General features: G+C 70.5%; 19 protein-coding genes and 1 pseudogene. 6 read left to right on the top strand and 14 right to left on the bottom strand.

Annotated elements, in window-relative coordinates; genetic code table 11:
- Nucleotides 1-103: 103 nt before the first annotated feature.
- The 4 genes from ACMXN5_RS47940 to ACMXN5_RS47955 all read right to left on the bottom strand — a co-directional run bounded on the left by ACMXN5_RS47940 (nucleotide 104) and on the right by ACMXN5_RS47955 (nucleotide 7568).
- A complete protein-coding gene (locus tag ACMXN5_RS47940) occupies nucleotides 104-1759 on the bottom strand; it encodes a thiamine pyrophosphate-dependent enzyme (RefSeq protein WP_439681183.1) in 1656 nt (551 codons plus the stop codon).
- Nucleotides 1760-1822: 63 nt separating this feature from the next.
- Nucleotides 1823-3049, bottom strand: a complete 1227-nt coding sequence (locus ACMXN5_RS47945) for an aminotransferase class I/II-fold pyridoxal phosphate-dependent enzyme (RefSeq protein ID WP_439681184.1) — start codon at nucleotides 3047-3049, stop codon at nucleotides 1823-1825.
- A gap of 93 nt (nucleotides 3050-3142) precedes the next feature.
- Nucleotides 3143-4411: an FAD-dependent oxidoreductase gene (locus ACMXN5_RS47950; RefSeq protein ID WP_439681185.1), complete on the bottom strand. Its 1269-nt coding sequence runs from the start codon at nucleotides 4409-4411 to the stop codon at nucleotides 3143-3145.
- 25 nt (nucleotides 4412-4436) lie between these two features.
- Nucleotides 4437-7568, bottom strand: a complete 3132-nt coding sequence (locus tag ACMXN5_RS47955; protein WP_439681186.1) for an amino acid adenylation domain-containing protein — start codon at nucleotides 7566-7568, stop codon at nucleotides 4437-4439.
- A 514-nt stretch (nucleotides 7569-8082) separates the two neighbouring features.
- Between ACMXN5_RS47955 and ACMXN5_RS47960 the strand changes: the two genes are divergently transcribed.
- Nucleotides 8083-8733, top strand: a complete 651-nt coding sequence (locus tag ACMXN5_RS47960; protein WP_439681187.1) for a hypothetical protein — start codon at nucleotides 8083-8085, stop codon at nucleotides 8731-8733.
- A 135-nt stretch (nucleotides 8734-8868) separates the two neighbouring features.
- Here the strand turns inward: ACMXN5_RS47960 and ACMXN5_RS47965 are convergent, their stop codons facing one another.
- The 6 genes from ACMXN5_RS47965 to ACMXN5_RS47990 form a co-directional block, all read right to left on the bottom strand.
- A complete protein-coding gene (locus ACMXN5_RS47965; protein ID WP_439681188.1) occupies nucleotides 8869-9612 on the bottom strand; it encodes a lytic polysaccharide monooxygenase auxiliary activity family 9 protein in 744 nt (247 codons plus the stop codon).
- Nucleotides 9613-10164: 552 nt separating this feature from the next.
- A complete protein-coding gene (locus ACMXN5_RS47970; RefSeq protein WP_439681189.1) occupies nucleotides 10165-10638 on the bottom strand; it encodes an SRPBCC family protein in 474 nt (157 codons plus the stop codon).
- Nucleotides 10639-10693: 55 nt separating this feature from the next.
- Nucleotides 10694-11062, bottom strand: a complete 369-nt coding sequence (locus ACMXN5_RS47975; RefSeq protein WP_439681190.1) for an ArsR/SmtB family transcription factor — start codon at nucleotides 11060-11062, stop codon at nucleotides 10694-10696.
- Nucleotides 11059-11505, bottom strand: coding sequence for an SRPBCC domain-containing protein (locus tag ACMXN5_RS47980; RefSeq protein ID WP_439681191.1), 447 nt, complete (start codon nucleotides 11503-11505; stop codon nucleotides 11059-11061). The genes ACMXN5_RS47975 and ACMXN5_RS47980 overlap by 4 nt, the downstream gene beginning before the upstream one ends.
- A gap of 335 nt (nucleotides 11506-11840) precedes the next feature.
- Nucleotides 11841-12386 (bottom strand): hypothetical protein, encoded by a 546-nt coding sequence (locus tag ACMXN5_RS47985; RefSeq protein WP_439681192.1) that lies wholly within the window; start codon nucleotides 12384-12386, stop codon nucleotides 11841-11843.
- A gap of 360 nt (nucleotides 12387-12746) precedes the next feature.
- On the bottom strand, nucleotides 12747-13055 hold the full coding sequence (locus ACMXN5_RS47990; protein ID WP_439681436.1) for an ArsR/SmtB family transcription factor: 309 nt from the start codon (nucleotides 13053-13055) through the stop codon (nucleotides 12747-12749).
- Nucleotides 13056-13116: 61 nt separating this feature from the next.
- On the opposite strand from ACMXN5_RS47990, the gene ACMXN5_RS47995 reads away from it, so the two are divergent.
- The 4 genes and pseudogenes from ACMXN5_RS47995 (at nucleotide 13117) to ACMXN5_RS48010 (ending at nucleotide 16151) form a co-directional block, all read left to right on the top strand.
- On the top strand, nucleotides 13117-14145 hold the full coding sequence (locus tag ACMXN5_RS47995) for a zinc-binding dehydrogenase (protein ID WP_439681193.1): 1029 nt from the start codon (nucleotides 13117-13119) through the stop codon (nucleotides 14143-14145).
- A gap of 10 nt (nucleotides 14146-14155) precedes the next feature.
- Nucleotides 14156-14443 (top strand): annotated as a pseudogene (locus ACMXN5_RS48000) (VOC family protein); the annotation flags it as partial.
- A gap of 108 nt (nucleotides 14444-14551) precedes the next feature.
- The gene (locus ACMXN5_RS48005) at nucleotides 14552-15394 is read left to right on the top strand and encodes a helix-turn-helix domain-containing protein (protein WP_439681194.1); all 843 of its coding nucleotides are present in this window, start codon (nucleotides 14552-14554) and stop codon (nucleotides 15392-15394) included.
- An 82-nt stretch (nucleotides 15395-15476) separates the two neighbouring features.
- Entirely contained in the window at nucleotides 15477-16151 is a 675-nt protein-coding gene (locus ACMXN5_RS48010) for a dihydrofolate reductase family protein (RefSeq protein ID WP_439681195.1), read from the top strand.
- A 719-nt stretch (nucleotides 16152-16870) separates the two neighbouring features.
- On the opposite strand, the gene ACMXN5_RS48015 is transcribed toward ACMXN5_RS48010, so the two are convergent.
- Together ACMXN5_RS48015 and ACMXN5_RS48020 are read right to left on the bottom strand one after the other, a co-directional pair.
- Nucleotides 16871-17467 (bottom strand): hypothetical protein, encoded by a 597-nt coding sequence (locus ACMXN5_RS48015; protein WP_439681196.1) that lies wholly within the window; start codon nucleotides 17465-17467, stop codon nucleotides 16871-16873.
- A gap of 582 nt (nucleotides 17468-18049) precedes the next feature.
- Entirely contained in the window at nucleotides 18050-18244 is a 195-nt protein-coding gene (locus ACMXN5_RS48020; protein ID WP_439681197.1) for a DUF6193 family natural product biosynthesis protein, read from the bottom strand.
- A 9-nt stretch (nucleotides 18245-18253) separates the two neighbouring features.
- Here ACMXN5_RS48020 and ACMXN5_RS48025 point away from each other — a divergent pair, with 9 nt between their 5' ends.
- Nucleotides 18254-18523 (top strand): hypothetical protein, encoded by a 270-nt coding sequence (locus ACMXN5_RS48025; protein ID WP_439681198.1) that lies wholly within the window; start codon nucleotides 18254-18256, stop codon nucleotides 18521-18523.
- 126 nt (nucleotides 18524-18649) lie between these two features.
- On the opposite strand, the gene ACMXN5_RS48030 is transcribed toward ACMXN5_RS48025, so the two are convergent.
- Both ACMXN5_RS48030 and ACMXN5_RS48035 read right to left on the bottom strand, forming a co-directional pair.
- Nucleotides 18650-19426, bottom strand: coding sequence for a thioesterase II family protein (locus ACMXN5_RS48030; protein ID WP_439681199.1), 777 nt, complete (start codon nucleotides 19424-19426; stop codon nucleotides 18650-18652).
- Nucleotides 19419-22370, bottom strand: a complete 2952-nt coding sequence (locus tag ACMXN5_RS48035; protein ID WP_439681200.1) for an amino acid adenylation domain-containing protein — start codon at nucleotides 22368-22370, stop codon at nucleotides 19419-19421. The genes ACMXN5_RS48030 and ACMXN5_RS48035 overlap by 8 nt, the downstream gene beginning before the upstream one ends.
- Nucleotide 22371: the final 1 nt, after the last annotated feature.

Genomic DNA, 22371 nt, shown 5'->3' on the forward strand with positions numbered 1-22371 from the left:
GGTTCGCGTGGTGCCGGGTCGCGGATCCTCGCGATCGAAACAGGGACGAAGGACACGTCCCGAGGAGCCGTGACACCGGATCGCCCGGGATCGGTGCCGATACCTACGGTCGGGCGCGCTGTGTCATGAGCCGTACCTCGACGAGGAACGGGCCCTCGCGTCGGTGGCTGTCGAGCAGGGCGCGGCGCAGTTCCTTCCCGTCGGTGACGGATCGGGATTCGACGCCCATGGACCGGGCCAGGGCGACGAAGTCGACGCGAGGGCGGTCGAGATCCAGGGCCAGGTAGTCGTGGTCGCCGGGCGTGTGGATCTGCCAATTGTCCTTCAGGACGCGGTATTCGCGGTTGTTGACCACCACGTACGTGATCGGCAGCCGATGTCGGGCGGCGGTCCACAGTGCCTGCGGCGAGTACAGGGCGGACCCGTCACCCACGACGCACAACACCCGCTTTCCCTCGCGGGCGGGCGCCATTGCCACGCCGACGGCCGCCGGCATGGCCCAGCCCAGGCCGCCGGCGACCCACTGATAACGGTTGGGCCGATGCAGGCGCAACGCCTGGCGCAGGTCGACGGTCGTCACGGGAGCCTCGTCCAGGACCACCGCGTCGTCGGGCAACGCGGCGGCCAGGACGCGAGCGACGGAGCGCGCGTCGAGCGGCCCGTCTGAACCGCCCCGCACGGCCGCCGCATCCGGACCGGCGGGCGCCGGCCCCGCATCGGCGTGCGCCGGCCCGGGCCCGCCTCGCCGGCGTTCGGCCAGGGCGACCAACAGGCGTGCGATCGTGGCGCGCAGGTCCCCGTGCAGGACCAACTCCACGGGCGTGGTGCGACCGGCGTCGTCGGGCTCGTCGCTGATCTGGACGACCCGGGTATCCGCGTCGGTCACGGGTCCCGGGGCATAGGGGAAATAGGCGAGGAAGGCACGTGCGCCGAGCACCAGGACCAGCCGGTGGTCCGACAGCGTCTCGTGGATGCCCGAGGCAGTGGGCGGCAGGTAGCCGCGCCACAGGTCGTGGGTGGTGGGAAAGGGGTTGGCGGACGGCCAACTGGCCCCCCACACCGGCGCCCGCAGGGCGTCGGCGAGGGCGATGCCCTCGTCCGGGGCCGAGCGGGCGACCTCGTCGCCGTAGACGAGGGCGATCTCGTGCGCCGGTGTCCGGTCGAGGAGCCTGGTCAGCTCTTCGACCGGGGCCGCGCCGCGGATACCCGCGGGGGTGCGTTCGGGTGTGCCGGGGCCGCGTTCGTCCATGAGGTTCATCGGCACGGACAGGAACACCGGGCCGGTCGGGGGGCTCAGCGCGAGGCGGAACGCTCGCTGCAGCGAGGGTCCCACCTCCGCGCGGGTGCGGACCTCGTGTGCCCACTTGACGGTGGGCTCGGCCAGTCCGGCGAGGTCCCCGGCCAGCACCGGCCCGCTCAACAGGTGGCGAAGATCCTGCTGCCCGGCGGTGACGACAATGGGTACATGGGCCGCCGCCGCGTTGGTCAGGGCGCCGACGCCGTTGCCGAGTCCGGCGGCGGCGTGGAGGCTGACGAACGCCGGCCGTCCGCTCAGGCGGGCCAGACCGTCGGCCATCGCGACCACCGTCGCCTCCTGCAGGCCGAGCACGTATGCGATGTCGTCGCGCCGGGCAACGGCCCGGACGAACGGGATCTCGGTGGTACCCGGATTGCCGAAGACGTGGGTCACTCCCTCGTCCACGAGGATCTCACAGACGAGTTCGGCACCGGTCGGGTCGACGAGACGATCCTGTGGCATGGGGCTTCTCCGAAGGCGTGCGGGTGCGGATGTATCCGTGTGTCGGCGGACCTGTTCCGCGTCCTACCGCTGGGACGAGCGGGTCGTCGGGGACCCGCTGGGACTATCGAGGTGGAGGCCGATCCGGGTTACGGCTTCGGCGAAGCGGGCGGGCTCGGCCAGGCTCGTCAACCGGATGTGGTCGCCCATCGGGTGGTGCAGGCCGCTGCCGGGGGCGACCAATACCCCTTGCGTGCGCAGGAGTTCGCGGGCAAACGACTCGTCTCGGCGACCCGGCGGCAGGCGGGGGAAGAGGTAGAACGCGCCTCGCGGTCGCACGCAGCCGACGTCGGACAGCCCGCTTAGCGCCCGCCACGCGCTCCGGTGCCGTTCGCGCAGCACACCGCCGGGCCCGGTCAGTTCCCTCGCGGTCCGCTCGATGTCGCGCAGCGCGGGCACGATCGCGTGTTGGGCGGGCACATTGGGGCACAGGCGCAGCGACGCGATCAGGTGGAGTGCGCGCGCGTATTCGGCGGTGTGCCGGCGTGGACCGGTGAGCAGCATCCAGCCGACGCGGAATCCGGGCACCCGATGGGTCTTGGACAGCCCGCCGAAGGTAAGGCAGGCCAGGTCGGGCGCGAGGCCGGCGAGAATGGTGTGCGAGGCGTCGTAGAGGATGTGGGCGTAGATCTCGTCGGACAGCAGCGTCAGGTCGTGTGCGCGGGCGTGTTCGACCATGTCGCGGAGCACGGGGGCGGGCCACACCGCGCCGGTGGGGTTGTGGGGCGAGTTGACGACGAGTGCCACCGTCCGCGGTCCGGTCCGGGCGCGCAGGTCGGCGAGATCGGGGGTCCAGTCGGCCCCCTCGTCGCAGCGGTAGTGCACCGGTGTTCCGCCCGCCAGGGTCACGGCCGCGGCCCACAGCGGGTATCCCGGGGCGGGCAGCAGGACCTGGTCGCCGGGGTCGAGCAGGGCGTGCAGGGCCACCTGGACGAGGTCCGAGACGCCGTTGCCCAGTGTGACGTCGTCGGGGTCGAGGTCGTCGATTCCGCGTTCCCGGTAGTAGGCGGTGACGGCGTCTCGGGCCTGCGGTATGCCCTGGGAGTGGCCGTATCCGCACGAGGCGTCGAGGTTTCGCCGCACGGCGTCGAGCACGGCCGCCGGCGCGGCGACGCCGTGTTCCGCCGGGTCGCCCAGGTGGAGGCGGATGATGTCGCGCCCCGTTGCCTCGAGTTCGTCGGCGAGGCCGGCCAACGGGCCGCGGATGTCGTAGGAGATGGTGGAGGTACGGGCGGCGGTCTTGAGAGCCATGGTGGATTCCTGGGGATGTGCGCGGGCCCGGCGGCGTCGACCGCTGCCGGGCCCGCGCGTCGACGCCGTGTCGGCGCCGCGCGAGAGGGCCGGTCAGTGTCGGGCGGCACCGGCGGTGAGCAGGGCGTACCGACCCGCGGTGGAGACCAGTGGGTGCACGGCGTCGATCGCGGAGCACACCGCCGCTTCCTGGCTGTCGGCGGTCGCGAGGTGGCTTCCCGCGAAGTACACGCCGTGGCGGCCCTGATGGGCCGCGAGTGCATGGGTCGCCAGCGCTCCGGCGACGGTGGGGCGCAGTTGTCGGTACTCGGCGCGGGCGATGACGTCCTGTGGCTCGTCGCGGTGGGTGACCCAACTTTTGAAGATGTCGGCGCCCAGGACCGGTCCCAGCCAAACCGTGCTCTCGGCCCACGGATCGTCCACGGTGACGCAGGTGGTGGACCAGTGCGCCCGGTCGGGCGGCATGTGGACGGGGTCGCGGTGCAGGACCACGGTCGTGGGGACGTAGTCGTACGACGCCAAGTGGGTTGCCGGGGCCTGGAGATCGGGGCAGCGCCGAAGCAGGTCCCGGGCTCGCGGGGCCGGCGTCGCGACGACGATCGCGTCGTAGTCGGTGGTTCCGGTGGCGTCGTGCAGGTGCGGACGACCGTCTCGGATCTCGATCGTGTGCGCGGGTGTGCCGACTCGGACGGCGGTGCGCAGCGAGGCGGCGATCCGGTCGGCGACATCCCCCAGTCCGGTGGCGAGCAGGTGCCACACGGGCGCGGCGTCGGGGTGTTCGGGGGAGGCTCCGGTGGTCCAGACGGCGAGCGCCCGTGCGGGCGTCTCGGCGGCCTGGTCGAGCGTGCAGCCGACGAGAGAGGCACACCATGCCAGGAAGGTGCCCCGTACCTCGTCGGGCGGCAGCGTGGCGGCCAGTTCGGCGACCGTGGTCGTGACGGGGCCGTTGTCGGCGTCCAGGCGGGCCACTTCGGTGAGCAGGGTCGCGAACGTCGCCGCGGCCGGGCCGCCCACCGGTGTGCGGCCGGTGGTCCCGTCCGCCGGGGAGTCGGCGGTGACCAGTGTCGGCGTCGTCGCTCCCACCGGTGAGAAGGTCGCGGTCATCGGCACGTTCAGGGTGTGGTCGGCCGCCAGCCCCAGGGCCCGACACAGGGCGGTGTGACAGGGATAGGCGGTGGGAGACAGCAGTTGGGCGCCCAGATCGACGGGCAGGGCGCTGTCGCCGCCGCCTTTGACGGGGACGGTGTGGATGTTGCCGCCGACCCGGTCGGCGGCCTCGTGGACGGTGACTCGATGTTCCTCGTCGAGCAGCCAGGCGGCGGTCAGCCCGGCGATGCCCGCGCCGATGACGGCGATGCGCATGATCCTCTCCCTGTGTGCGATGCGGTCAGTGCGCCTGCGGGCGATCCGGGTGTTCGGGCGGCTGCAGGAAGCCGGACGAGACGAAGTAGCGCAGGTACATGTCCAGGAGGTCGTCGTCGACCGGAGGGCAGGTCAATCCCGAGTCGGCCAGGGCCTCGTCGAGATTGGCGCGGCCGAAGTCCGGGAAGGTGCCGGCGAAGTACATCTCCTTCACCGAGATGTCCGCGTCGTGTGCGGACTCCAGGAACATCGGCATGAACGGTGCCATCGGCTGGTCGGGATCGCGTGCGGTCAGGTCCGCCATGTACGAGACCCATTCGTCGTAGGACACGGTGCGGATGGGGTAGCCCATCGCCCGCAGCCGGTCCACCAACGATCCCAGCCGCGCGTCGTGCGGGTTGGCGATGTTGTAGGCGTGTCCCCACGCGGCCTGTCGGGCCAGGATGTGCACGATGGCGCGCGCGGTGTAGTCGACGGGTACGAAGTCCAGCGGCAGCGGGATGTCGGGGGCCAGGCCCGTCTCGGCGATGCTGCGGAACAGCGCGCACATCATCGTGTCGGTGTTCCAGATGCCTCGGTCCGTGGTCCCGGTGATCTCGTAGGGTCGGTACACGGCCGTCGCGAGGCCCTGTTGCGCGGCCTGGGCCACCAGCCGCTCGGCCACCCACTTGCTCTCGGGGTAGCCCAGCGAGATCCGGTCGCCGAACCGCAGCGGTTCGTCCTCCTCCACCCGGTCGACGCCGGACACGCCGAAGCCGGCGATCACCGCGATGGTGGACACGTAGTGCAGGATCTTGGCCGTGCCGCGCGAGGCGAGATCCAGCACGGTGCGGGTGCCGCCCACGTTGCTCTCGCGCAGGGCCGCGTAGGGGTAGGCGAAGTTCACCTGCGAACCGGCGTGCAGGATGGTGTCGACCGACTCGCTCAGCGCGTCGAACGCGGCTTCGTCGAGGCCGAACCGCGGCTGCTTCAGGTCGCCGAGCACGATGGTGACGCGTTCGTCCAGGCGTTTGGGGTCCAGCCCGTAGCGACGCATGCGCGCTGCCAGCCGGCGGCGGCCCCGGTCTTCGTTCGGCGCCCGGACCAGGCACACGACCTTCTCGGCGACTGCGTCGTCGAGCAGGGCGTCGAGCAGGTAGGTGCCCAGGAACCCGGTGGAGCCGGTGAGGAAGACCAGCCGGCCGGTGGTGGGGGGTTCCTGCGCGGAGGGAAAACGCCGATCGGGGTCCAACCGCGCCTCGGCCTCGAAGTCCACCGCGTCCTCGGCGGTGTCCTGGCCCGGGTCCTCGATCAGTGACGCCACGCGTGTGGCGAACGCGCCCAGCGTCGGGTTGTCGAGCAGGACACGGATCAGGAACCGGCTGTGCCCGGGATCGAGGTCGAAACGGGCACGACAGGCCGCTGCTACGCGGGTCGCCTGGAGCGAGTTCCCGCCCAGGGCGAAGAAGTCCGTGTCGCGGCCGATGGTCTCGACCCCGACGACCTCCGACCACACCTCGGCCGTCGTCTTCTCCACGGGTGTGCGCGGATCCGGGCCCTCGGCGCTGTCGGCCTCGGCCCGCTCCTGCGCCTCGCGCAGCAGCCGCCGCCGGTCGAGCTTGCCCGAGTCGGCCAGCGGCAACGAGGAGCGCACCAGGATCGGCCGCGGCACCATGTACTCGGGCAGTCGGTCGCGCAGGTAGTCGCGCAATTCCCCGGGCAGTTCGTCGGTGTCGGCGTCCTCGACGGCGGTGACCCAGGCGATCAGCGATTCCCGGTCGCCCTCGTGCGAGGCGACCACCGCCGCCTCGCGCACGTCGTCGTGTTTGGTCAGGTGCGCCTCGATCTCGTCGAGTTCGATCCGGTAGCCGCGGATCTTGACCTGGCGGTCGCGCCGTCCGAGGAATTCCAGGACCCCGTCCTCGCGCCACCGGGCCAGGTCGCCGGTGCGGTACAGCCGCCCGGAGGCGTCCGGGGTGAAGGGATCGTGCACGAAGTGGTCCTCGGTCGCCTTCGGCCGGCCGAGGTATTCCAGGGCCACGCCGTCGCCACCGACCCACAGTTCGCCGCTCTCGCCGGCGTCGGCGAGTTCGCCGTCGGACGTGAGCACGTACGCGGTGGAGTTGGCGACCGGCGTACCGATCGGCACCGTCCGGGCGTCCGGAGCGAGTTCGGTGATCTCGTACACGGTGGACAGCGACGCGTTCTCGGTGGGCCCGTAGCCGTTGAGCAGCGCCCCGGGAGGGCCCTCCGCCAGGACCCGGCGCACCGCTTCCGGCGAGAGCGCGTCGCCGCCCGCGATGAGCGTGCGCAGCCCGGCGAACATCGCCGGACGCACCATGGCCATCTGATGGAACAGGCCCGCGCTCAGCCACATGACCGTCACGTGTTCCGCGCGCAACACCTCCGCCAGCGAGTCGGCGTCCAAGAGCGCGTCGACCTCGGCCACGACCAGGCACGCCCCGTTGAGCAGGGCGGCGAACATCTCGAAGCAGGAGACGTCGAACGTCGGATTGGTGGTGGCCAACAGCACATCGCGCGACGACAGACGCAGGCGCGGATCGCCCTCGCGCACCAGCCGCACCTGCCCCCGGTGCGAGACGACGACACCCTTGGGCGCACCGGTGGAGCCCGAGGTGTAGATGACATAGGCGGGGTCGTCGGGCCCGACCCGGACCGCACGCGCGGCGCCCGTGGACTCCGGCAGATCGTGCACGTCCACCACGGCCGGGCCCTTGGCAAGGTGGTCCAGCGACGCGCGGTGGCTCTCGTCGCTGACCGCGATCCGCACCTCGGCATCGGTGAGGGTCTGGGTCAGGCGGCGTTCGGGGTAGTCCGGGTCCAGGGGTAGATAGGCAGCGCCGGCACTCAGTACGCCCAGGACCGCGGTGACGCACTCGATCGACCGCGGCAACACCACGGCCACCACGTCGCCCGGCCGTACGCCCTCCGCAATCAGCCGGTCGGACAACCGCTGCACGTCCGCGTGCAGTTCGCGATAGGTCAGGCGACGATCGCCGCGCACGATCGCGGGTGCGTCCGGAGTGCGCTCGGCCTGGCGGGCGAACAGTTCGTGCACGGTCGCCTCGCGCGGATAGTCGGTGTGCACATCGTTGATCTCGCGCACCACGGCCACATGGCGCCTGCGCGAGGTGTCGTCACGGTCGGGGGCTGACATGGAGGGATTCCCGTCTGTTGGTGGAGGGTCGCTGAAACGTCTTCACCGTTTTCCAGACCCGATGCGTTTTCGGCAAATATAGTCCGAAAATTCTTGGGATCAGCCTGCGGGAACAACTCTGGCGGTTCTCCAGCAACTCCCTTCACTCGCGTGCCGTATTTCTTGGCTTCGATCATCTGAATCAAGCCGGCGCGACACTTCGAGAAATATGTAATATCGATCTGATCACTGACCTGCGGTTTCAAGCGCAGTCGTGGCGTGCGGAACGCATCGAATCCGTGGCAGGCGACTCGCGCCGGAGCAAAAGCGGAAGGCGTTCTTTCGGCATCGAATTGCTTGCACTCGGGTGTCCGGCGTCGATTGGTATCGATGTGGCCGGGTAGCCGCCCCGGCGAAGGAGATCGCCATATTCGGACCGGTCCGGGAATCGATCCACGGATCGGCCTCGGCGACTCCTTTCGATGTCAAGATTCCCGAAAGGGATCATCGCCGGGCACCGGCCCCAGAAAGGACCATGATGAATGCCGAACAGTTGATCGAGACCATGCGACCCGATGTCGAACGCTGCATCGAGGGCAACGAGACCGTCGCACGCGTACGCGCCGACGACGTGGACCAGGAACTGCTCCAGCGTCTAGTGATCGCGGAGTTCAACTGCCAGGAGGCCGAACTGGTCACCTACGGACTCCTGGTCGCGCGCCACCACGACGACGCGCCTTTGAACCTCTTCGCCCTCATCGTGCAGACCCTGGCGCAGGCACGCCTGTTGCTGGCCGAGGCGGCTCGGTCGGTCGACCTGCGGCCCGAGGAATTCTCCGTCGCCACCAGCGGACGCCTGGCCCGCGCCGTCGGCGGTCTGATCGCGCCGGGCATGCTCGGCAAGCCCGGCGGGGTGGCGCTGTACGTGCACAGCGACCTCGCCGTCTGGTGCCCGCTCTACGGCCAAATCGCTTCCGCCGCACGCAAGTTGGGCAACATACCCGTACCGCTCATCGAGTACATGGAGTGGTGGGGAAGCGAACCGTCCCCGGAGTTCGTCGACAAGTCCGCCGAGACGATCGCCTACGGGCTGGAGCACGGCGAGGACCCCGAGAGCATCCTCGAGGCCGCCCGCCAACTCGACTCGATCGTCGCCGACTACTGGGGTTTCGTGCACGGCAAGTGACCCGGACGGCACCGCCTGGGTCACCGCGCATCCACGCCGCCGTGCCCGAGTCGGTTTGACCCGTTCGGACGGAAACCCTGAGCGAGGGAGCGGGGCATCGGCCCACGACGGTCACGAGGTTCGGTCCGAACGCCCTCACCCGCGCCTGCAACGCCCCTGGGCACTTCGAGCGCAACGTCCGGCCCTCGAAGTCCTCGTGGAGAAGCATCCCCGCCACGCGGGGGTCCGGCGGCCGGTGGAGCCGGCCGCCGGGGCGCGGGTGGGGGCGCGCGAGCGTCGGAAGGTGACGTCGGAGCAGGAGTAGAAGGCGTTGTCGGTGTCGTCGATGGTCCAGACGGCGAAGATCACCGCTCGTCCGGTCCGCCCGGTGGGCAGGGTGCCGGTGTGTACCTCGTGGGTGCCGGGCTGGGCGCCGTGGTAGGGCACGTCCAGGAACGGGGTGCTCTCGATTTGGGCGCGGGTGATCGGTGTGGCGGGGTTCCAGGTCGGCTTGGTGACGTAGTACCGGAACGAGGTGGTCGAGTGGTTGGCCTGGATCTCCCACGTGAAGCCGAACCTGGAGCCGGAGGTGAGCCGGGTGGTGGGCCAGTTGCCGCCGCGCGGGTCGTCGAGCGGGGCCCAGCGTTCGTCGGCGCCGGCGCACAGTTGCCCGTCGGGCGGTCCACCCGCAGGGTAGCCCTTCGGACCCTCGACGTTCTGTGGCTCCCACTGGATGTCGCCGCAATCCTGGACCGTGCCGTCGTAGCAGTACGCGGAGCGACTTTCCGGACCGGAGATGAATCCGTGGGCGGAGGCGGACGGCGCGGGCAGGAGGAAGGGCGGGGCGAGCACCGAGGCGCTCAGCGTGGCCAGGACGTTCCGCTTGCGCATTTCGCGCATCGAAATTCTCCTCGTGAACGAAGTCGTGCCGGGACGGGGCAGACTCGTTCGGACGCGGCCTCGGATCGATCCGCGCGCGTGTCGAACCGCGCGTGCACGTGTGCGCGTGTGCCGGAGCCTGGTCGTCGAGTCGATGGGACGTCGAATACCGCATCCGAACGTGGAACCACACGGTCCGGGTTCGGATCGTGTCGGGCGCGACCTGCGCGAGTCGCGTGCGTTCGTTGCCGGGGGCGCGTCATCACGCTGGGAACGGTGATTCCGGTCGGTCAATGGTCTGAACCAGTTGCGGCACAAATTGGCGAACCCGATTCGGGGCGGGCGAGGGCGGCGCGCCGACCCGGGGCCGGCCGGTCGCTCCTCACCCGTCGGCACGACCGACCCCAAGCCGCCACGAAAGCAATCCCCGCGCATGTGGGGTCGACTTGGGATCGGCCGTCTGCGGGGGTCTTCCACGACGGGCCGGATGGAGTGCATCGAGTCCGGCCTGCGCCGCTGTGCTCGCTGCCAACCATCGACGAACGCGTCGTCGGCTGCGGGCCCGGGTGGTGGTCAGGTCGGGTGGTGGTCGGGAACGGCGTTGAGCTCGATGCCGTGTTCGAGCAGGGCCTTCATCGCGCACAGAGCGGTGGCGAAGCCGCCGACGGTGTCGTTGACCCAGCGGACGGTGTCGTCCCCCGAGCCCTGGAAGCCGGTCTCGGTCGCCTCGACGAAGGTGACCTGTTCCGTGTGGGGGGTGAACTTCAGCTCGACCGTGGTCGGTTGCTCGTAGTTGCCCCACTCGAACCGGATCAGACGTCCCTCCTGCACCTCTTGGACACGGACGTCGGCTGATGCCCCGTAGGTCTCCCACTCCCAGCGCACCTCGGCCCCCGTCACCATGGGCCCGCTGCTCTTGCTGTACCAGAACCGGGTCGTGACGGCCGGATCGGCAAAGGCCTGGAACGCCTCCGTCGCGGGCCTGCGCACCATCATGCAGGCGTATGCGGCAGGGGCGTGTGTCAGGTGTCGGTTCTCCGTGGACATGATCATGCTCCTCTTCGGGGTCACGCCGGTGGGCGTGACTCGTTACGGGTTCCCATCACGGCTGGTCCGGTCCTTGCGATTCCCGCTCCGCCGCTTCGGCGACCTGCTTGATGTGGGTCAGGCGCCGGTCCCAGTCGGCGGCGAGCGAGGCCATCCACCGCGCCGTCGCATCGAGCGCCGCCGGCCGCACCGCGTAGCGCACCTCGCGCCCGATGCGGCCGCCGCTCACCAGCCCGGCTGCGTCCAGGACGGCGAGGTGTTTGACCACGGCCTGACGGGAGACGGGAAGATCTTCGGCGAGCGTTGTCGCGGTGGCCTCGCCCCGAGCGGCGAGCACTTCGAGCAGCCGGCGTCGCGTCGGGTGGGCCAGAGCCGCGAGGACGGTGTCGACAGCCTCGACGGCGCCGCAGGGTTCGTCGGTCACACCGAGAACTGCTCGGCGCGCGTCTTGAGTGCGGTGAGTTCCTGGTACCACCCGCCGGTGTTGTCCTCGACCGCCTTGCCGCGCAGCTTCTCGGATCCGGTCAGCGCGGCGAACCCGCTCTCGACCACGCGCAGCCGCGTCCTGCCGCCTTCCGCCGTCAGCATGAACTCCACGAGGGTGCTGTTGTCCTCGCGCAATGCCTCGCCGGGGAACGCGCTGGCCCAGCGATAGGCCAGATAGGTCGGCGGATCGACCTTCACCACGCGCACCGGGAAGTCGCCGTACTCCGGGTTCTTCGCCACCATCTCCTCGCCTTCCCTGGCCACTGTGCCGGGCAGACTCGCCTTGTCGGCCACCCAGAATCCGGGCTGGGCCACCAACGACCAGACCCGCTCCAGGGATGCCTCGATCAGGGTTTCGCGTTCGATCCGGTCCACACTCACGGGGACTCCTTTCATCGCCACCAGCGTGACGCAACCCCAGGGTTGCACGTTGTCGCGGACTGGACAAGGTGAAGCGCCTGCCCACACCCCGATTCCGCCTGTGTACGGCGATCTTTCTCGGCCGGGGCCGAGCAACGACGCCCCGGCTGCGGATGGCGCACGGGATCGTGGCGCCGCCGCCGCGGCACGGCGGAGTGCCGCGGATCGCCGACGTGGGCGGTGGTCGACACGAACGGGCCGCGGCCGTCGGACACAGCCGCGCTGCCGCGTCGGCGCCCGCCCGAGCCGGAGATCGCGGCCTGGCGGAACCACCGCGGGTAGGGCCGTGGGCCGCGTCAGGGCCGGCTCGGGCGCGGCCGGACGGGTCCGGGGCCGGGCTGTGTTCCTTCGCGCTGCTCGACGAGGAGGGTGTTGAGTGCGGCGCGCAGAATCGCCGTGTCGACGTCGAGCAGAATCGGCAGCTTCACGGGTGGCAGCGGGCCGGCGGCGCCGGCGCGTTCGACCAGCACGTAGCTTTGCGGTGCCCGCCCCGCGGCGATCCCGGTGCGGAACTCGGTCACGTCCTCCCACGCCACGACGCGCCGCCCGCGGACCGCGATGCCGTCCGCGTCGACCCGCAGCCGCACGCGCGGCACGACCAGCCGGACGATCCACACGACGACGGGCACCAGCAGCACCGCCACAACCGGGACGAGCACCTTCGGCATGTCCGGATTCGGACTCGCGAACGACCCCGCCATCGCCGCGAGCAACGGCACCGTGCAGCCGGCAATGGCCGCGAGGGCCTTCGTGGAGGTCCGCGCCTCGAACGCGCCGTCGCGCCGAACACCGTCGACGACGCGACGCACTGCTTGCCATTCGTCCAGCGGGCCGCGCTCCATGCGGCCACGCTAGCGGCACCGTCAGGCCTCCCGTCGTCCGTCCCCGCTCGTCCGCCCCCTTGGTCGCCGACGCCGCCTGCTCCTCGAAGCGTTCTCCGAAGCCGGCCGAGGCCTGGCGCGGGAAACGGCTCGGGCGTAGCAGAGCGGGCTGTTGAAGATCGCGCGACAACCTGCGCACCGTCATCAGAAGCCGGGCTCTGTGACGTTGTGGGCCATGCGGCCGAGGCGTGTGGAGGACGGCGATGGCTTGGACCGCGTGATGGTGGTCCGATGGTGGAGGGGTGCCGGCAGGACTCGGTCCGCCGGAGGCACACACCGCGGCCGTCCCCGGCCGGGCCTACGGCCTTTCCGCGACGCGCTTCAGAAGACGCCGCGAAGGGTCTCCAAGAGGCGGGCGATGTTCGCTTCGTCGCGGCGGTAGTAGGTCCACTTGCCTCGACGTGTGGCGATCACCAGCCCTGCCTGCCGCAACATCGTGAGGTACTGCGAGGTGGTTGGCTGGCTCAGGCCTGCGCGCTGCTGGATGTCGGTCACGCAGACACCGATCTCGACGTCGTCGAGTTCCTGGCCCGGGAAGTCCATCGGCTCCTTGAGCCACACCAGCATCTGGCGGCGGGCCGGATTGGACAGGGCCCGGAACACAGTCAGCAACTCCGCCTCCGAGAACACACGTTCATCGTAGCTCAGGCTCATATTGACGATTTGCAATATGTCGATCTATGGTTGCCGCATGTCGACTTCGATGCGTGTGATGGAGCTCGTCCGCTTCGGTGCCGCGGACACCGCGTTCGCCGCCCGCGAGTTGCCAAGACCCACTCCGGGGCCCGGCCAGGTTCTGGTGCGTGTGATGGCCACGTCCGTGAACCCCCTCGACCTGCAGACCCGGCGCGGCGACTACCGGGACCAGGTGGCGCTGCCTGCCGTGATCGGCAACGACGTGTCCGGCGTGGTGGTCGAAACCGGCCTCGGGGCGGACGACTTCCAACCCGGCGACGAGGTCTGGTACCTGGCGCCGGTGTTCGTCGGGCAGGGAACCTATGCCGAGTTCCACGTGGTCGACCAGGCACTGGTCGCCCGCAAGCCCGCGCGCCTGTCGCACGTCGAGGCCGCCGGTCTCGCGCTTGTGGGCGTGACGGTGTGGGAGGCGCTGGTCGAACGCGCCGGGGTACGGGCGGGAGAGCGGGTCCTGGTGCATGGCGGAGCGGGCGGGGTCGGCACGGTCGCCGTCCAGGTCGCCGGCGCGCTCGGGGCCGAGGTGGTGACCACCGCGCGGGGCAGGGATCACGAGTTCGTCACCGAACTGGGCGCCGACCTCGCGATCGACTTCTCGACCGGTGACTACGTGCCGCAGGTCCGTGCGACGGGCGGAGTGGACGTCGTACTGGACACCGTGGGCGGGGACACCCTCACCCGCAGTCCGGAGGTCCTCGCCGACCGAGGCCGCGTGGTATCCATCGTGGACATCCCCGAACCCCAGAACCTGCTCGCCGCGTGGGGCGTGAACGCGACCTACCACTTCGTCTTCGTCAGCCCCGGCCGGGCGAAGCTGGAGGCGATCGGCCGATTGGTCGACCGGGGAGAACTGCGACCGGTGATCGGCGCCGTGCTGCCGCTGGCCGACATCGCGAAGGCGCACGCGCTGTTGGAAGGCGGCTCGGCCGGCGGAGGCCGCCGGCGCCCGCGCGGCAAGATTTCCGTCGCTGTGCACCCGCTGGACGAGCCTGCGCACGCAACCGCGTCCTTGCCTCGGCAGGGCTGAGCCCTTTTCGGATCGCCGCGCCGACCGGGTGCCGACCGTGGAGGATGTGCGGGCACGCCAGATGCCGCCCACCCTGCAGTTCATCCGAGTGCCCGAGGGCAAGACCCTCAAGAACCGGCTTCACCTCGACGTCAGCCCGATCGACGGCAGCACCGAGGACGAAGCGACCAGGCTGCTCGGCCTCGGCGCCACCACGGCGGATGTGGGCCAGGGCGCAGACCGCGACTGGGTGGTCATGGCCGACCCCGAGGGTAACGAGTTCGACGTCCTGCGCACCCTGGCACCGCAGCAGAACTAGCTAGGCCCCGGGCAACACCGCCCGCCCGGGCGCCCGACCCGGTACACGGCCGACTACACATCGGGACGGCCCGACGCCGAGTCCACGACGACGGGCCACACTGGGATCATGGAATACATCGGCCGGGTTCCCGCCCCACCGCTCGACCGGTTCATCGACGACATCTACTGTCTCAGCGGTGTGCCGGACCACCGGCTGATGAACGTCCCGCCGATGCCGTCGGCGCACCTGTTCCTTCATCTGGGCGGGCCCGTCCGGCTGTGGGACTCCGACGACTCGGTGCCTCCGGCGGTGTTCGCCGACGGATGGTTCATGGGTGTGTGGACCAGGCGCTTCCGGTTCGAGTACCCCTCGCGGGTACGGCTGATGGGGGTGCACTTCAAACCCTGGGGCATGTCGCCGTTCGCCGGGGTGCCGGCGGCCGAGCTGCGCAACCGGTGGGTACCGGTCGACGCCGGCTGGCGACGCTCCGTGGACCGGATCCGCGACCGCGTGGGCGACGCCGTGCCGGCGGCCGAGGCTTTGCGGGTGCTGGAAGAGGAGTTGTGGTCGCGACTCGCCCGGTCGCCGGCACGTGGCCTCGACGTGGTCCGGTACACGGGCCGGCGGCTGGAGTCCTCGCACGGCACGATCCCGGTCGGTACGTTGGCCGATGCCGCCGGGGTGAGCGGCAATCACCTGGCGAACCTGTTCAAGGCCCACGTCGGCGTCACCCCCAAGCGGGTGGCGCGGATCTACCGGTTCGCCCGGCTGATCGTGTCCGTGGACCCCCTGCGCCCGGTCGACTGGGCGACGCTCGCGCACACCGCCGGCTACTTCGACCAGGCCCACTTCAGCAGGGAGTTCAAGGACTTCACCGGCCACACGCCGACGGGGTACGCGGCCCTGCTGCGCCGATTCCCCGCCGTGGGCAGAGGCCCCGGGGAACTGGGCCCGATGCCCGTCGATTGATTTTTTACATGCCCTCGACCTCCCGGGGCGAAAGGATCATCACGAGAGAACACACACGGCGGGAACGTTCCGAGGAGGACGCATGGGCAAGGTGATCATGCACAGCGTGGTGTCGGTGGACGGCTTCATCGCCGATGAGAAGGGCGATGTCGAGCCCCTGCACGAGTGGTACTTCAGCGGGGACGTGCCGATCCTCGGCGGCGGGGAGGAGCAGTACGACCATGCCGGGACCGGCGGCGGCATCAGGGTCTCGCAGGCATCGGCGGACTACGTCCGGTCGATGTGGGCGTCGATCGGCACGATCGTGATGGGTCGCAAGCTGTTCGACCAGGTGAACGGCTGGGAGGGCAGGCCGCCCGCGGGCGATCACGTGGTTGTGGTGTCGCACCGGCCCAAGCCCGAGGGATGGCACCCCGAGGCCTCGTACCATTTCGTCGCCGGCGCGGAGGCCGCGATCGGCAAGGCCCGAGAACTCGCCGGAGATCGGATCGTCGCGGTCAACGCCGGCGAGGCGGGCGCCGAGATCCTCGCGGCGGGCCTCGTGGACGAGGTGGCGATGGATGTGGTCCCGGTGGTGTTCGGTTCGGGCGTGCGCTACTTCGGCGGGATCGACGGACAGCACCTGCTGGAGGACCCGCACGTGGTCATCCAGGGCGACCGGGTACTGCACCTGAAGTTCAAGGTGGCGAACCGGCCCACCGCGGCGGCCTCCCCGGGCCTCGCGCCGGCGGACGAGATCCCGTCGGCCACCGCCTGAAGGCGACCGAGGCGAGATCCGTGTGACGCCGGGCCGAAGGGGTCCGCGCCCAAGGGAGAAATAGGCGAGGCCGAGGCGCCGTTCGTCGGCGGCCGAGGTCACCCGAGGGTGCCGATCTTGATGTGACGTGGCGATCACGGTCGGGGCACGCCGGTCGGCGCATCCGACCGGGCACGGCGAGTCGCCGGCCCCTGTCGACCACAGCGCCCGCGCGAGCAACCGCTCCTTCGTACCGCCGGCGTTGCGCCACATCGGCCGCGGCGCCCGCTCCGCCGAGCCGCCACCCGTGGATCACGGTCGAGCGTCAACGTCAGGCCGCCGATCCCAAGCCGGGCAGACCCGGATCCGCCGGGATCTGATCATCCGCATCACGGGTGCATGCGTGCTGACCGATCAGGCACCGGAGTTCGTTCCGCCCGCCCGAGAATCCGAGCTCTACGTTCATCTCTTGGTCACCCGCGTGCGGTTCCGGCAACTGAGCATCGCGGCGCTGATTGCCGATGTCCGGGACGAAACCGCCCGGCGCGGCGCACGGTGGGCGGGTGCGAGGCCCGGGTCGGTGGTCTTCGGCCCGGGCCTCGGGTGTCGTTCAGTCTGGGTGCTGCTTGGACAGGGCGTGTTCGAGGGGGCGTTCAGGGCCTCCGACGGCGAGTCGTGTGTGCCGCCGGTGGTCGTCGGCGTCCGGTCCAGTCACCGTGCGGCATACTCGTGGGGACGGATCACCGGTATCCGACCCAGTAGTTCTGGTCCCCGTTTCCGCAGGCGTGGTAGGTGTTCGACGCCCACATCGCGCGCTCGAACGTGGTGTTCCAGATGACGAGGTTGCCGTCCGCCTGGACGAGGAGTTGGGCGCCGGCGCCGCCCGTGTCGGTGTTGGAATCCCAGACGTTCGAGGTGGCGAGGAACGGCGGCGCCCCCGGGTTCGCGGGGTTGGTCCGCCAATTGGTCCGCCACACCTTCACATGACCCAGGCCCCCGAAGGTCACCCCGGCGTCGTAGTTCGCGCCCACGGTGTTGGAGGCCCAGACCGCCCTGCCGATCCGTCCTCCGCTCTGGCAGTACAGAACGAGGTTGTTGTCCTTTTGCATCCGCAGGACCGTGAAGGGCCCCCACCAGTCGTGGCGGGATCCGTTCGCGCTGTAGGAGGTGCTGGTCAGATTGATTTCGATGCTGGTCTGATGGGTGCACGGGTCGGAACCGGCGCCGTTCAACGTAACGCAGCCCAGTGACGCGGCATGGGCCGCAGGCGCACCCACCACGGTGAGGGTGACCGCGAGCAGTACGGTGGTCAACGCGGCCCCCAGGGCCTTCCCCACGCGGGTTATCCGTAACTTCACCATTTCTCCTTTTCTTCGTGTGCCGCCTCACAAGCACCGTCGGCCGGCGCGCACATACGGGGCTGCCGCCCCGTCAACAGTCCGACGGTGGCAGCGGGGATGCGGGGCGGACGGCGGTCCCCGCCCCGTCACGTCGCCGTCGGGGCGGCGGTAGCCAAGGCCACGTCCGCGACGGCGGCCGGGACGACCGATGCGAGCCATCGGGGAAGACGCATGAGAGCCCTTCCCGTTCCTAGGGATAGCCACCGTGTCGCAACCGCTCCGCGGCGGCCGTTCCACCGAGCGGGAGGCCCGCCCGGGTCGATACTTCAGCCCCGGCAGGCGCGGGGTCCAACGATTCGACGGCTGTCGACACATGCGAACTCCCGTGCGGGCGAATGTGGGGCAACCGCGACGTGTCGGGAGCCGTCTTTCGTGACGTGATGGGTGTCGAGAGCGAACGGGCGTCTCGTGCAAACGAGTTCAGGCTCTCGGCCAGTGGGACGAGGCGTGCGTAGCTCCGCGCGTGGCGGTGGTCGTGCGTGATCCGGGCCGGGCCTCGCTCCACAACCCGGCGACGTGTTACATGGCATCCGATCCGTCGAAGTCGTGGGCGGTCCCGACGACTGCCGGGCCGTACTCCGGGGGCAGATGAGCGACGACCAAGGCGACGGCGTCCTGCGGGTTGTCGGCTTCTCCGATGTCCGCTCGCCCGTTGTGAGGCGAGCGGGTTCTCGGCTCCGTGACCCGGTACTTCCCATCGATGGGAGTGATCACCGGAGCATCGTGGGTGTAGGGGAATTCGGTCCGTTGGGCCTGACCCGCAGCCACACGTTGCCGGAGAGCTTCGCCAACTTCCGCGACAAGGTGACCGCGCCATCGAGGCTGTCGATCTACCCGCGCGACATCACCCACCCGTCGAGGCGGGAGGCCGAGCTGCGATTCACCGACCTGCGGTGGATCGAGGAACTGCCGCATGGTGGCCACTTCGCCGCGCTGGAGCAACCGGAGTCGCTGGTCGAGCAGGTGCGCGGGTTCTTCCGTCTGCTTCACTGACGGCCCGTGCCCCCCTGCGCAGCCCGCGGCAGGGGGTGGCACGTATCCCACGGCTCGGCGGCCCGGATGAAGGCATCGTTCGCTGCGCTCGCGGTCGGGCAGGGTGGTGGCCGATCGGATACGCCTTCACCCTTTGTTCAGTGCCGTATCGAGGTCCTTGCGCAGCGCGCGCAGGAGGTAGGGGCGAGCGTCGTCGAGGTAGGCGTGTCCGCCGGGGAAGCGTCGCACGGTCGTCGGCGCCTCCGTGCTGAGCCGCTCCCATTCCGTGAGGAGTTCTGGGCGCAGGGAGTCGTCCCGGTCTCCCGTGTACACGGTGATCGGGCAGGTCAGCGGCGCGCCGGGCCGATGGGTGTAGGTCTCGGCGATCGTGTAGTCGGCGCGCAGTCGCGGCAGCAGTGCGCGCATCAGTTCGGGTGCGTGCGCCCCGGCTGCGGAGTCGCCGCCGAGCCGGCTCACCTCGGCCAGGAACTCCGGATCGGGGAGCAAGTGGCGGGCGCGGGCGGACTCGGCCACCCGCGAGGGCGGTTCGCTCCCGGACGCCACCAACATCACCGGTGGACGGCCGGCGGCGTTCAGTGTTCTGGCCGTCTCGTACGCGATGATCGCGCCCAGGCTGTGTCCGAAGAGGGCGTAGGGCCGTTGGGGCGCGGCGTCGAGTCGCTCGGCCAGTCCCCGGGCCGCGCCCGCGATCAACGAGTCCGGGTCCGTCAGCGGGGGTTCACCGGATCTGGTGTCTCGGCCGGGAGGTACGACGGGGCAGACCCGAATCTCCGGACCCAGGTCCGCGGCCCACGAGCGGTACTCCCCGGCTCCGCCGCCGGCGGGTGGGAAACAGAACAGGAGCACGCGACAGTTCGGCCCCGGGTCGGGCGTGGGCAGCAGCCACGAGGCGGGCTCAGACATCGGTGACCCTCCCCTCCGGCGTCGGCCGCGATTCCGTTCCCGGTTCCGCGTCCGCGCCGGTGTCCACATCCGTGCGCGCGCCGGTTTCGGTGCCTGCACTCGCCGAGCGCGCTATCAACGCCGCGATCGTGGGCTGCGCGAGAAAAGTCTCCACGTCGATGTCCAGGCCGAGTTCGCGGCGTGCCCGGGAGACGAAGCGGGCCGCGTCCAGGGATGTGCCTCCCGCGGCGAAGAAGTCGTCGGTCGGTCCCACCCGATCCACGCTCAGGATTCGCGCGGCCAGGGTGGCCAGGGCGTGTGGGGTTTCGCCGGGATCCGCGCCCGAGTCGATGTCGCGACCGGCGAGGTTCGGCAACGCCCGGTGATCGATCTTGCCGTTGGTGTCCAACGGAACCTTCGAGATGACGCCGATCCTCGACGGAATCAGCTGCGTGGGCAGGTGTTCGCGCAGGTGCTCCAACAGACGCGCCTCGTCGAACGCGGCGCCGTCGGCCATCACCACGTGGGCCTCGATCCGCCCGGAGATCCCGTTCGGCCCGGGGATCACATTCGGCAGGGCGGTGCGCACATCGGGGTGCGCCTCCAACTCGGCCCGGATCTCGCCGGGTTCGATCCGGTGCCCGCGGATCTTGACCTGGTGGTCGGACCGGCCGAGAAACTCCACGGCTCCGTCCCGGCGCAGCCGCACCACGTCGCCGGTGCGGTAGAGGGTGGCCCGGGAATCCGTCGAGAAGGGGTCGGGCACGAAGCGCTCGGCGGTCGTCGACGGCCGCGCCCGATAGCCGCGGGCCACGCACGCGCCCGCGACGTGGAGTTCGCCCGGGTAGCCGACGGGTACGGGCGCCCCGTCGGCGTCCAGCACCCACACCCGAACGTTGTCTATAGGTGTGCCGATGGGTACCACCGATCCCTCGCCGTCCTCGGGTCGGCAGTGCCGGTGGGTGACGTCGATGGTGCACTCGCTGGGGCCGTAGAAGTTGTGCAGTTCCACGCCCGGGTTGGCGGCGTAAAAGCGCCGGCACAGTACGGGGGGAAGAGCCTCGCCGCCGCTGAAGACGCGGCGCAGACCGGCGATGTCGGCGAGCGCGGGCTCGTCTTCCTCGATCAGGACGTCGAGGAGCGAGGGGACGCAGGCGAGGATGGTGACACCCTCGGCGACCGCTTCCGTCAACAGGGCGTGCGGATCGCGGGACGCCTTGGGTGCCGCCACGACCAGACGGGCGCCGGAGACCAGCGGCGCGAAGATTTCCCAGACGGAGATGTCGAAGCTGAGGGACGTGTGGTGCAGGATCGCGTCCTCGCCGGTCAACGGGAACGTTCGGGCGTCCCAGAGCAGACGATTGACCAGGTTGCGGTGTTCGACCTCGACGCCTTTGGGGGTGCCGGTGGACCCGGATGTGTAGATCACGTAGGCGAGATGGGCCGCGGTGGCCGCGTCGTCCGGGGGCGTATCGAGGGCGCGGTCGGGCCGGTCCCGAACCTCGTCGAGGAACAGGACCGGTACGGAGGTCTCCGGCAGCCAGTCGCCGATCCACGCGTGCGTCAGCAACAGCACCACCGCGCTGTCGCGAAGCAGGAACGACAGGCGCGCCGCCGGGTATTCCGGGTCCAGGGGCACGTAGGCGCCACCGGCCTTGAGGACGGCGAGGACGGCCACGATCGTGTCGATGCCGCGTTCCAGGCAGATTCCGACGGCGTCGTCGGGGCCGACGCCGTGCTCTCGCAGGAGGTGCGCGAGTCGGTTGGCGCGACGGTCCAACTCCGCGTAGGTCAGCGTCCCGGTGGCCGAACTCAGTGCCGTGCGGTCGGGATATCGGGCCGCCGCACGCTCGAAGAGGTGGTGTACGCACAGATCGGGCGGGTGGGGAACAGCGGTGTCGTTGACTGCGGATGGCACCCTGAGCCGGGCCGACGCCGACACGTCGACCGGTTCGGGCGGGCCGATCACGCGTGGGCATCGCAACGGCTCCGCGGGTACGTGTGCGGTGGTGCCGGCGGCACCCGCGAGTCGGCCGGCGCCGGGCGTCTCGGCGAGCAAGTGGCGATAGCACCGGGTCGCGAGTCGCCCCTCGGCCAGACCCGCGGCGCCGTGTACGTGCAGGCCATGGTCGACGCATTCCCGCACGAGCCCGAGAATCGCGTCGACGAACGCTTCGGCACGCTTGTGGGCGATCGAGGCGTCGATGCCCTCGGCCAGGCCCAGCAGACCTTCCTGTACCGCCAGACGCAGCCCTTCAAGGCGGGCGCGTTGGGCGGCCAGGGGGAAGGCGAGCGCCTGGTTGCGGCCGATGGTCCGGCCGAACTGGCGCCGCTCGCGCGCCCGGGTCAGAGCCGCATCCAGTGCGGTGGCGCCGATCCCGAGCAGGTACGCGCCGCGCAACCATGTCGTCATGGCCCACAACGAACCGACGTCGCCCCGGAGTTGCCCGGCGGCCTCGTCCCGGGGGCCGACCGCCCACAGGGGGCCGGCGGGACCGGCGTACGGGTCGGCACGCAGCCGGCCGCTCGACACGGTCCGCAGCCCCCCGGTCGCCTCGTCGGCCAGCAGGACGAGGTCCGGGACGTCGTGGAGCAGGTAGCCGAGTGAGCCGTCCGACCGGATCACGTGGGGATGCGAGGGCGCGCACACGGCCACGCTCGGCCGCGGTGGGGCCGCGGCACCGGCGGGCGGTGGGGTCCATGTGTGTGCCGGCGCCAGACTTGCCGGCACGGACCCCATGGTTTGGAAGGGGAGCAGGGCCCGGCCCAGGCTCTGGGCGAGTAATCCGGCCTCGGTGCCACCGAGGCCCAGACCGCCGTCGTCGGCCGGCACGAGCAGGCCGTTCCAACCGTTGTCGCCCATCAGCGTGCGTGCGCGTTCGTGCGCGTCGTCGCCGGTACAGCCGCGCCAGGCGACTTCCAGATCGTGGGCGAAGTGGCGTTGCCACGTGGTGCGGACGAACATC

This window comes from Embleya australiensis (genome assembly GCF_051903075.1).
Lineage (GTDB): Bacteria > Actinomycetota > Actinomycetes > Streptomycetales > Streptomycetaceae > Embleya.